At 44.7% G+C, this 9926-nt stretch carries 10 protein-coding genes, 1 tRNA gene and 1 rRNA gene; 11 read left to right on the top strand and 1 reads right to left on the bottom strand.

Annotated elements, in window-relative coordinates; all coding sequences use genetic code 11:
• The first annotated feature begins 1 nt into the window (after position 1).
• The 11 genes from rrf to ASG85_RS37175 all read left to right on the top strand — a co-directional run bounded on the left by rrf (position 2) and on the right by ASG85_RS37175 (position 8451).
• Positions 2-118 (top strand): 5S ribosomal RNA (gene rrf, locus ASG85_RS23860).
• 103 nt (positions 119-221) lie between these two features.
• Positions 222-1424: a putative glycoside hydrolase gene (locus ASG85_RS23855; protein WP_235550209.1), complete on the top strand. Its 1203-nt coding sequence runs from the start codon at positions 222-224 to the stop codon at positions 1422-1424.
• Positions 1425-1587: 163 nt separating this feature from the next.
• Positions 1588-3045 (top strand): IMP dehydrogenase, encoded by a 1458-nt coding sequence (guaB, locus tag ASG85_RS23850; protein ID WP_057303704.1) that lies wholly within the window; start codon positions 1588-1590, stop codon positions 3043-3045.
• Between the two features lie 116 nt (positions 3046-3161).
• On the top strand, positions 3162-4499 hold the full coding sequence (locus ASG85_RS23845; protein WP_060647926.1) for a D-alanyl-D-alanine carboxypeptidase family protein: 1338 nt from the start codon (positions 3162-3164) through the stop codon (positions 4497-4499).
• Between the two features lie 121 nt (positions 4500-4620).
• Complete coding sequence (gene pdxS / locus ASG85_RS23840; protein ID WP_029195693.1) at positions 4621-5502, top strand: pyridoxal 5'-phosphate synthase lyase subunit PdxS; 882 nt, start codon at positions 4621-4623, stop codon at positions 5500-5502.
• Positions 5502-6080: a pyridoxal 5'-phosphate synthase glutaminase subunit PdxT gene (gene pdxT / locus ASG85_RS23835; RefSeq protein ID WP_060647925.1), complete on the top strand. Its 579-nt coding sequence runs from the start codon at positions 5502-5504 to the stop codon at positions 6078-6080. The genes pdxS and pdxT overlap by 1 nt, the downstream gene beginning before the upstream one ends.
• Positions 6081-6174: 94 nt before the next feature.
• Positions 6175-7455: a serine--tRNA ligase gene (serS, locus tag ASG85_RS23830; RefSeq protein WP_060647924.1), complete on the top strand. Its 1281-nt coding sequence runs from the start codon at positions 6175-6177 to the stop codon at positions 7453-7455.
• A gap of 83 nt (positions 7456-7538) precedes the next feature.
• Positions 7539-7625, top strand: a tRNA-Ser gene (locus ASG85_RS23825).
• A gap of 128 nt (positions 7626-7753) precedes the next feature.
• Positions 7754-8101: a hypothetical protein gene (locus ASG85_RS23820; RefSeq protein WP_057303708.1), complete on the top strand. Its 348-nt coding sequence runs from the start codon at positions 7754-7756 to the stop codon at positions 8099-8101.
• A 20-nt stretch (positions 8102-8121) separates the two neighbouring features.
• Entirely contained in the window at positions 8122-8283 is a 162-nt protein-coding gene (locus ASG85_RS38770; protein WP_164484184.1) for a hypothetical protein, read from the top strand.
• Positions 8284-8451, top strand: coding sequence for a small acid-soluble spore protein P (locus ASG85_RS37175; protein WP_082562210.1), 168 nt, complete (start codon positions 8284-8286; stop codon positions 8449-8451).
• A gap of 263 nt (positions 8452-8714) precedes the next feature.
• Here the strand turns inward: ASG85_RS37175 and ASG85_RS23815 are convergent, their stop codons facing one another.
• The gene (locus ASG85_RS23815; RefSeq protein ID WP_063860359.1) at positions 8715-9926 is read right to left on the bottom strand and encodes a hypothetical protein; all 1212 of its coding nucleotides are present in this window, start codon (positions 9924-9926) and stop codon (positions 8715-8717) included.

The following is a 9926-nucleotide window of genomic DNA, read 5'->3' as shown; positions in this document are numbered from 1 at the left end:
GTTTGGTGATGATGGCGGAGGGGACCCACGCGTTCCCATCTCGAACACGACCGTTAAGCCCTCCAGCGTCGATGGTACTTGAACCGCAGGGTTCTGGGAGAGTAGAACGTTGCCAAGCACTTATAAAGAGTCTTTTTGGAAGAAATTCCAGAAAGACTCTTTTTTTACATCAGTACAATGCGACATATTAAACCATACTAGCCCTATGAGGAGGGATTGGTATGGGTGCATCGATCCACAGGAGAAGTTTGCGTGTTTTGATTATTGGTTTCTTTGTAATACAGATGGCAAGTGGTTGCTCAGCGAAGATGGACTCGATCAAGGATGCTACTGATCCGCTAGGCGCTTTAAACAATTTAGGGAAGACATTGCCTATCTCAATTAAAGAAGCGAATCATTTGTCATCAGATGAGGTCAAAAACACGCCTCAAAAGCCCGCTAAGCAGATTGTAAAAGGGATTTATGTATCTGCCTGGTCAGCGGTAGGTAATAAATTTGAGCAGCTGATTGACCTTGTGGATCAAACCGATCTGAATGCGATGGTTATCGATGTTAAGAGCGATTCGGGACAAGTTACATATCCGTCGGCGGTTCCTTTGGTGAATGAGATAGGGGCTAATAGCCATGTTATTATTCGTGATCTGAAAGCCATGCTTTTAAGGTTAAAGGAGAAGCACATATATACGATTGCGCGAGTCGTTGTTTTTAAAGATCCTTATTTAAGCATAAAAAAAAGCAATTATGCGATGGTGACTCAAGCTGGTAACGTGTGGAAGGATAATAAAGGAACAGCTTGGGTAGACCCCTATAAGGAAAAAGTGTGGGATTATAACATTCAAATTGCTAAAGAGGCAGCTTTATTAGGTTTTGATGAAATCCAATTTGATTATGTGAGATTTCCTGAGAATGGTAAGAAAGTGGATCAGGAGGTCAAATTTGATAATCCTAATAAATGGACAAAAGCGCAGGTAATCGAGAATTTCCTCAAGAAAGCCAAAGAACAAATTGGTGGACAAGCTTATTTATCTGCGGATGTCTTTGGATTAACAACTTCGTCTGATAATGATATGGGCATTGGACAGGATTGGGCGATGATTAGTAAGCAGGTTCATTATATTTCACCTATGTTGTATCCCTCTCATTACACTAGCGGTGTATATGGGATTAAGAATCCTGATTTACAACCCTATGCGGTTATTCGTAAAGCGATTAGCGATGCTAATGGGAAGAATCAGCTATTAGTGAAATCAGATAGCCATATTGCGGAAATTAGACCGTGGTATCAGGATTTTACAGCCACTTGGGTGAAGCCCCATAAGAAATATGGGACTATAGATGTTAAGGAGCAAATTAAAGCGGCTAAGGAGCAAGGTGTGGAACAATTTTTGTTGTGGAACTCGAGCAGCACGTATTCGTATCGTTAACGGAATTGACTTATTCGGACAGAAGGTTATCGGGTAGACTTGTCCTTTTCCTTGACACGAAAAATAGGCTTTTGTTAAGATTGCAATCATAAACAAAACGAATGAGAAGATTCATTCGAACAAAGCTTTCTTTCATAGAGAGCTCTAAGGAGGAATACGTGTTGTGAGGGAAGACAAGTTTGGTAAGGAAGGCTTAACGTTTGATGATGTATTGTTGGTGCCGAGAAAGTCAGAAGTGTTCGGTAAGGAGATCGACGTTTCAACTGTACTTGCGCCTCATGTGAAATTAAATATCCCGTTCATTAGTTCAGCTATGGATACTGTTACGGAATCTGCGCTTGCAATTGCCATGGCACGAGAAGGCGGTATCGGGATTATCCATAAGAATATGACCATCGAACTACAAGCTGAGCATGTTGACCGTGTTAAGAGATCAGAGAGTGGCGTTATCACGAATCCTTTCTCACTAACACCGGAACATCATGTTTATGACGCGGAAGAGTTGATGGCGAAATACCGCATATCTGGTGTACCGATTGTGAATGAAGCGAACAAGCTGGTGGGGATTTTAACGAATCGGGACTTGCGCTTTGTACATGATTATTCCATCAAAATCAAAGAAGTAATGACTCAAGAAGATCTGGTTACAGCTCCTGTGGGAACTACGCTTCAGCAAGCGGAAGGCATTCTTCAAAAGCATAAAATTGAGAAACTGCCTTTGGTTGATGAAAATTTTGAGCTTAAAGGTTTAATTACGATTAAGGATATTGAGAAGGCCATTCAGTTCCCTAACTCCGCTAAGGATGCACAGGGTCGCTTACTCGTAGGCGCAGCTGTAGGTGTTGCTAAGGACGTTCTGGAGAGAGCTGCAGCTCTCGTTAAAGCAGGCATCGACGTGATTGTCGTAGATTCTGCGCATGGTCATCACATTAATATTGCAGAAACTGTGAAAAAGCTTAGAGCACAGTATCCAGAGCTGCCTATCATCGCAGGAAATGTAGCCACAGGTGACGGTACACGTGACCTCATAAAGGCTGGAGCATCCATGGTGAAGGTAGGAATTGGTCCTGGATCTATTTGTACAACAAGGGTAATTGCAGGGATTGGTGTTCCTCAAATTACAGCTATCTATGATTGTGCGCAAGCTGCAGCAGAGTTTGGAGTCCCTATTATCGCAGATGGCGGTATCAAATACTCTGGTGATGTTGTCAAAGCGATCGCGGCCGGCGCCAGTGCGGTTATGATCGGTAGTCTTTTTGCTGGGACGGATGAGAGTCCTGGTGAGTCTGAAATTTTCCAAGGGCGTAAATTCAAGGTGTACCGGGGTATGGGCTCTTTAGGAGCGATGAAGGAAGGCAGCAAGGACCGTTATTTCCAAGAGAACGAGAGCAAGCTTGTTCCTGAGGGTATTGAGGGTCGTGTAGCCTACAAAGGGCCAATGGCGGATACGGTGTACCAACTCGTGGGTGGTCTTCGCTCAGGTATGGGCTACTGTGGTGCCCGCAATATTCAAGAACTTATTAATGATACCCAGTTTATTCGAATTACGGGTGCAGGTTTAAAAGAAAGTCATCCGCATGATATTCAAATTACCAAAGAAGCACCTAATTACTCGTTATAATTGTCACTATATGGATGAAATTGGAGGCGCAGGAAATGAACCTACGTCTTCTTTTTTTTGTCTAATGGGGTGTGGTACAATATAACGTATTATTACATCATTAGGAGAGTGAAATTGTGAGATTTTTAAGTTTTACAAAGAAAAAGGTTGCTTTGGTGTTAGGTGTTAGTTTAATTGCTCAATCCTTACTTTTACATATACAACCAACATATGCCGCGGATACCAAAGCACCAGCAGCCTCAACAGCCCCAACGACGCCAGCGCCAGCACTCAATGAACCTAAACCAGCAGCTAAATCTGCGATTATTATGGAAGCAAGCACAGGTGCTGTGCTCTATGAACTAAATGCGGATGAAGCTTTCCCGCCAGCCAGTATGGCCAAAATGATGACCGAGTATCTGGCAATGGAGAGTATTAAAGAAGGCAAATTCAAATGGGATTCGCCAGTGACTGCAACTAAAAATGCTGCGGACGTTATTGGGTCTGGACAACTGATCGCTGAAAATGAAACACTGACTTTCAAAGATATGTTTAATGCGATGTCGATCTATTCCGCGAATGATGCTTCCGTGGCTTTTGCTGAATTACTTGGAGGTACGGAAGAGAATTTTGCGAAAATGATGAATGAAAAAGCCAAACAACTTGGTATGTCGGACAAAGCTCATTTCATTAGCGCAACTGGACTATCACGTGCCGATCTCAAAAATCCGCCGGCATCTATTGAAGGTGAGACCAAAATGACTGCGCGAGATGCCGGCATTCTGGCCTATAATATCCTTAAAGATCATAAAGAAATTCTTGAATTCACGAAAATCCCTTCTTTAAAATTAAGAGCTACGGATAAAACGCCAATGATCAATTGGAACTGGATGTTAGAAGGAAATCAGAGCAACACCAATTTGAAAAAGTATGCTTATCCAGGACTGGATGGTTTGAAAACAGGCTCTACCGATGATGCAGGGTACTGTTTTACAGGGACTGCTGAACGAAACGGAATGCGTATTATAACCGTTGTCATGGGTACCAAAACAGAACCGGAGCGTTTCAATGAAACGAGAAAGCTGCTCGACTACGGATTTAATAATTTCGAAATTAAACCTTACCTTAATGCAAAGCAAGAAATAGATTCTTTGAAAATCGTAAACATTAAGAAAGGTGTTCAAACGCAAGTGCCTCTCGTAACAAAAACGGGTCTGACGTTCGTGACTCGAAAAGGTGCGAAAGATACAGACTTTAAAATCACGGCAGAGCCGCTTGAAGAGAGCAAGCTTGTAGCGCCTATTACGAAGGGCGATACGCTCGGCAAAGTGAAGGTAAGCTACAATGGGCAAGAAAAAACGGTTGATCTAATTGCCAATGATGATGTACAAAAAGGCAGCTGGATTCGTCTCTTGTTCCGCTCCTTCAAAAACTTCTTCAGCGATATGTTTAAAGGGATTAAAGGCGGTTCCTAGACCAGAAAATGGGTTGTATATTAACCCTCCTTCATGTAAAATAATTGTTTAGAAGATTTACTATCGAATCGTGTAGGAAACTGCATGAAATTGGCATACAAGCTATAGGAGGAAATAAAGAATGGAAACAGGAACTTCCCGCGTTAAAACTGGTATGGCCGAAATGCAAAAAGGCGGCGTCATCATGGACGTTATGAACGCCGAGCAAGCTAAAATCGCAGAAGCAGCTGGCGCATCCGCAATTATGGCACTTGAGCGCGTACCCGCTGACATTCGTGCAGCTGGCGGCGTATCCCGTATGGCTGATCCTTCAATTGTTGAAGATGTGATGAGAGTAGTATCCATTCCAGTTATGGCGAAAGCAAGAATCGGACACTTCGTTGAAGCGAAAATTCTTGAATCCCTAGGCGTTGACTATATCGATGAGAGTGAAGTACTTACACCTGCAGATGAAGTATTCCACATCAACAAACGCGATTTCACGGTTCCATTCGTATGTGGTTGCCGCGATCTTGGTGAAGCTTTGCGTCGTATCGGTGAAGGTGCTTCCATGCTTCGTACCAAAGGTGAGCCAGGAACTGGTAATATCGTAGAAGCTGTTCGTCATATGCGTACAATTCAAGGTCAAATTCGCAAAATCCAAGGGATGTCCAAGGATGAATTGATGTTTGAAGCGAAAACACTTGGCGCTCCTTATGAGTTGCTTCTACAAGTTCACGAAACAGGTAAATTGCCGGTTGTTAACTTCGCAGCTGGCGGTGTTTCCACACCTGCAGACGCAGCGCTTATGATGCACCTTGGTTCTGACGGTGTATTTGTTGGATCTGGTATTTTCAAATCCGACAACCCAGAAAAATTCGCGAAAGCGATTGTTGAAGCCGTAACTCACTACACTGACTATAAATTGATTGCAGAAATCTCCAAAAACCTGGGTGCCCCTATGAAGGGAATCGAAATTTCCAAGCTGCAAGCATCCGAGCGTATGCAGGAGCGCGGCTGGTAATGACGAAGATCGGAGTTCTCGCGCTGCAAGGCGCGGTAGCAGAACATATTCGTGGGATCGAGAAGGCTGGCGCCGAAGGCGTCGTTGTCAAACGAACTGAGCAGCTAGCTGATCTTGATGGGATTATTCTACCCGGTGGAGAGAGTACGACAATTGGCAAGTTAATGCGCACCTATGGTTTCATTGATGCGCTGAAGGATTTTTCCGCCGCGGGCAAGCCGATATTCGGCACCTGCGCGGGGTTGATTGTCATCGCGAAAGAGATTACCGGACAGCCGGAAGCTCACCTTGAGCTGATGGATATCATGGTGGCTCGCAACGCGTTCGGTCGTCAGCGCGAAAGCTTTGAGACGGACTTGCCGATCAAAGGCATCGACGAGAACGTTCGCGCTGTCTTTATTCGGGCCCCACTGATCGAGAAGGTGGGACCGGGGGTAGAGGTACTGGCTACGTATGACGGCCAGATCGTTGCAGCGCAGCAAGGGCATCTCCTTGCAGCGTCATTCCACCCAGAGCTGACAGACGACTTCCGTCTGCACAGCTATTTCTTAGACATGGTAAAGCAAAGACAAGCATAATTGATGGTACAAGCACCTTGATATCACCGGATTATAGCCGGTAAAGGTGCTTGCTTCCATATTCTAACCATTTTGCGCTAACGGAGGAATCTCCTTGTTTGATGTAAAGTTACTTCGAAGTGATTTGGCAGCTGTACAAGCTGCAATGCAAAACCGCGGTAAACAAATAGAAGAGTTGAACGGCTTCACGGAATTAGATTTGAAGCGCAGAGAGCTCTTACAAGAAACCGAGCAGCTCAAAAACCATCGAAATACGGTATCCCAAGAGGTAGCTGGACGTAAAAGATCCGGCGAGAATGCGGATGAACTGATCCAAGAAATGAAAGTCGTCGGAGACCGCATTAAAGAGCTCGATGACGAGATTCGCTTACTGGATGAGTCCTTACAGCACATCTTGCTTTCCATCCCGAATATGCCCCATTCAAGCGTGCCTGTGGGCCGCACAGAAGAAGAGAATGTGGAACTGCGCCGGGTAGGCGAGATCCCACAGTTCGATTATGACGTGAAGCCGCACTGGGAAGTAGCGCAAGAGCTGGGCATATTGGATTTCGAAGCTGCGGCGAAGGTGACGGGCTCGCGTTTCGTTTTCTATAAAGGGCTTGGCGCAAGGCTGGAGCGTGCATTGATTAACTTCATGATGGACCTGCACAGCGATGAGCATGGTTATGAAGAAATGCTTCCTCCTTATATCGTTAACCGTGAGAGTTTGACGGGAACAGGGCAGCTTCCAAAGTTTGAGGAAGATGTTTTTAAACTGGAGAATTCGGATTATTTCCTTATTCCGACAGCAGAAGTACCGGTAACGAATTATCACCGGGAAGATATTCTCACGAATGAGCAGCTTCCTGTTAATTTCGTTGCTTTCAGTGCATGCTTCCGTTCAGAAGCTGGATCTGCAGGTAGAGATACACGCGGCTTAATCAGACAGCACCAATTCAACAAAATTGAGCTTGTTAAGCTAGTTAAGCCCGAAGACTCCTACGATGAGCTGGAGAAGCTTACAGGGCATGCTGAGCGCGTTCTACAGCTGCTGAAGCTGCCTTACCGTGTGTTGTCACTCTGCACAGGGGATATCGGCTTTACTTCGGCTAAGACGTACGATCTGGAAGTATGGCTGCCTAACAGCGGCGCCTACCGTGAAATCTCTAGCTGTAGTAACTTCGAAGACTTCCAAGCTCGCAGAGCGAACATTCGCTTCCGCAGAGATGCGAAGGCGAAGCCGGAATTTGTACATACGTTGAATGGATCAGGTCTTGCGCTTGGTCGTACAGTGGCTGCGATTCTCGAAAATTACCAACAAGCTGATGGTTCGATTCAGGTTCCTGAGGTTCTCATTCCTTACATGAACAATGTTAAAGTGATTACAAAAAAATAGCACTTGATTCTCCTATAAGATCTGTGCTACAATGCTTTTTGTCACTGCACAAGGTTGTCTCCTTAACTGGAGACACCTATCGTGGAGAGGTGGTCGAGTGGTTTAAGGCAGCGGTCTTGAAAACCGCCGAGGTCGCAAGGTCTCCGTGGGTTCGAATCCCACCCTCTCCGTAACCATGGTAATACCCCAACCAAGAAGTCATGCGATTCTTTACGAATCGTGTGGCTTTTTTTGTTGTTTTTTTACATGGATAAAAGACGGGTAGCCTCCGCATTTTATACATGTGGAGGTGTTACCTATGAGCAAAGCTGACAAGCTAACGATTGATCAAGCTGAATTGGTAAATGAGTGGATGACGGTACTCCCGACAACGCTGCATCAAACCGATCAGGCGCGTGTATGGGCCGATGAGGCCGATCCTCAGGCATTGTGGGTTCATATTATGGCGGCCGGGCATACGGGCTATACAATCGATTTTAAAGTCACCTACGTGGACGACAGAGAGGTTAAGGTTGAACTGACTGATGTGCAGCAGGGCACTACACACATTGATGAGACCAGCGAAATTGTGCAGAATCTGGTGGATGATTACATTCGCCATATCCATGAATGCGCACAAGCCTTGCAGAAAGTAACACACGCCTAAGGGCGGAGGGGGATATCATAATGACTAAGCAAAGAGCAGTTGATAAAAATTTGCAGAATGTAGCTAAAGATTTTGAAGCTAGTCCTGTTAATAGCCATCAGGCTCAGCAAGTTCAGCAGCAAGTCAATGATCATAGACATCAAGATGCATTAAACCATGACAAGAATAGGGGAGACCACTAAATGTCTAAACCGAAATCTTATTCTGCAGGGGATAATCTGGTAGCAAACGGTTCAGTAAAGAATAGTGATCGCAATAATAGTCCAGATCCATTATCAGGCTCCAAGAAAGTGAAGAATCAGAATCACTCTAGAGCTTCCCATGGAGAAGGCCGCGGTCATGAAAACTAAATAACGCGAAAAATAATCTTTACAAAATGTTTAAAAACCGAGGAGCCGGACATACTATATCTTGTCGGTGAGCAGAGAGGTGTGGTTCCGTTGGAGCGTTTAGCGAAAGGGAAACAACCGTTGCATAGAGGACTTTTCTACCTGTTATAATCAGGCTGGAGGGGATGTGCCAAAGACACGTACCGTGTTTTATAAGCAGATTTTCCTAAGGTTTACGAGTAACACGTTTTAAAGAAATCATCAACACCGACAAAAAAGAACCCTTAGGGGTTCTTTTTTTCGTCAATTTCTAGATAGTGTTGCGGCATTGGATTCGATTGTTGCGACGCCGAATGAGTATCATCAGTAAACGTCGAAAACGTTGAAACGTGTTGTTTACGGGTCATTAACAAACGTATGCCGCCGCCGATTAGCAATAGTGCTACTATGAGGGTTTGGCTGAAATTCGTAATTAAATACATGTAATTACTTGCGCTAGGTAGAATTTGATACATAAATTGGACAACAACATCTTTTAAGACATAGTAGCTGCCAAGTAAGATCAAAACCATGCCAATGGGCCGTTGATAAGCCGTCCAGTTCTCGATGATGGGTTTATCAATTAGGGTTCCATTTTCGTACTTCGTAATGTTCTGCAAAGCATCAAAAAAGCTAAAAAACCAGAGAATCGGGATCAAAAATAAAAACAGAGACAATCGGAGTACATCCAATATATAAATGGAGAAAAGGAAGATCGCCATGAGCTGGACGCCGCGTTTCGTCATAGAGAGGTACAAGTGAGCCGCACCTGGAAAAATGGCGATAATCGTTGCCAATGTCCGGTTTTTGCGTCCATAGTCATCCCCAAAGTGGAAGTCTTCGAAAATACTGCGATCTATAAGCTCTAACCCCGCTTGTTTATTCCCATGTTGTTTAAGTGCGTCAAACATCGTATAGAACCACAGAACTGGCAAGGCCAACAGAAAGGCAACAAAGCCTTCGTTATGCGTCATGATGGTGACGAAGAATACTAATATCGCGACTCCAAAGAAGGAGACCATTGCCGTAAGACCTCTATGCATCAACCCAAGCTGATAATGTCCGAGTCCAGGGATGAAGGAGAGCAGCATAATTTTTGTTTTTTCTTGTTGACCAGCCATTCGAGTGGAATAGGGGTTGGTGTCCCAGGAAGCCTGCTCATGCTGGCCATGCTGCTCAGACCCGTAAGAGCTAGGCAAGCGATAGGGCTGTGAGTGCAGCAGGAAGATAATCATATCCAACATATTCACAACCCATGTCAAGGCCGCCAGCAAGGCAATAAAAATCAGGAAGTCATCCGGGGCATGCAAAAAAGCGACTCCCACGAAGATAAGGAATAACGATCCAAAGAACCCACCACCGTATAGGAGCCCGCGTAATAAGCGGTTCATATATAGATGGCCTACTCCAGGTAGAAAGGACAGCAGGAAAGCGACTAGGCTGCTTTTATTAAGCAT

The organism is Paenibacillus sp. Soil724D2 (assembly GCF_001427935.1).
Lineage (GTDB): Bacteria > Bacillota > Bacilli > Paenibacillales > NBRC-103111 > Paenibacillus_E.
This window is presented reverse-complemented; position numbering and strand designations above follow the sequence as displayed.